Here is a 988-nt window from a genome sequence, read left to right on the forward strand (position 1 = left end):
CATGGCGGGCGCCGACGCCATCGGCGTCAGCAACCAGGGCGGGCGCCAGCTCGACGGCGCGCCCTCCAGCATCGCCTGCCTGCCCGCAGTGGTCAATGCCGTCGGCGGGCGGGCCGAGGTATTCCTCGATGGCGGGGTGCGGCAGGGGCAGGACATCCTGCGCGCACGCGCGCTGGGCGCGGCCGGCGTGCTCACCGGGCGGGCCACCCTGTATGGCATGGCCGCCGCTGGCGAGGAAGGTGTGCTGCAGGTGCTGCGGCTCATGCACGGTGAGCTGCGCAGCACCATGGCCATGTGCGGCATCGACCACATCGACGAGGCGAACGGCGACGTGCTGGTGCCGAGCGGGCCCCCGCCCCGCCAGGCTTAGGGCTGGCCCTTGCGCCAGGGGCCTTCGATCACCAGGGTCAGGCCCGGGTTCTGGATGTTGGCGAACATGAAGCGGCCATTGTGCGAGAAGCAGCCGCCCGCGAACTCCGAACTGCCCAGCACGTTCTCGGCCACGCGGAACAGCTCGCCGCGCGAGTTGACGCCGACGATATGGTTGCCGCTGCCACCGTCCTCGTACATGTAGAGGCGGCCGTCCGGGCCGACGGGGATGTTGTCGGGCGCGTCCAGCACGTCGCGGGTCACCGACTCCACCACCAGGGTCACGGTCTCGGCCTGCGGGTCGTAGGCCCAGATCTGGCCGGCACGCGCGTCGCCGCCATCGGAGCAGCAGAAGTAGACCAGGCCGTTGCCGTACCAGATGCCTTCGCCGCGCGAGAAGATGGCCGCGCCCTTGGACTGGGCCTCCAGGCGCACGCTGTCGGTGGCGGGATCAACCTCGTCGATGTTCACCCACTCCACCGGCAGCGGCTCGCCGCGCAGGTCCAGGAAGCCGCTGCGGGTGTTGACCTTGAAGAACTCGGCGCCGACGATCTTCAGCGCCTGCAGCGCGCCGCCGGCCAGCAGTTGGCCGGGCACGTCGGGTTGGTAGCGGTAGAAG

The 988-nt window shown here is 70.7% G+C and carries 2 protein-coding genes; one reads left to right on the forward strand and one right to left on the reverse strand.

All coding sequences use genetic code 11. The features are described 5' to 3' along the window. The coding region (locus A0J48_RS26440) for an alpha-hydroxy-acid oxidizing protein (protein WP_200327545.1) at positions 1-370 on the forward strand (370 nt) is incomplete at its 5' end. Here the strand turns inward: A0J48_RS26440 and A0J48_RS26445 are convergent. Continuing rightward, positions 367-988: alkaline phosphatase PhoX (locus tag A0J48_RS26445; RefSeq protein WP_200327546.1), on the reverse strand; the 622-nt coding region annotated here is incomplete at its 5' end. The genes A0J48_RS26440 and A0J48_RS26445 overlap by 4 nt on opposite strands.

This window comes from Sphaerospermopsis aphanizomenoides BCCUSP55 (assembly GCF_001586785.1).
In the GTDB taxonomy this organism is placed as follows: domain Bacteria; phylum Cyanobacteriota; class Cyanobacteriia; order Cyanobacteriales; family Nostocaceae; genus Sphaerospermopsis_A; species Sphaerospermopsis_A aphanizomenoides_A.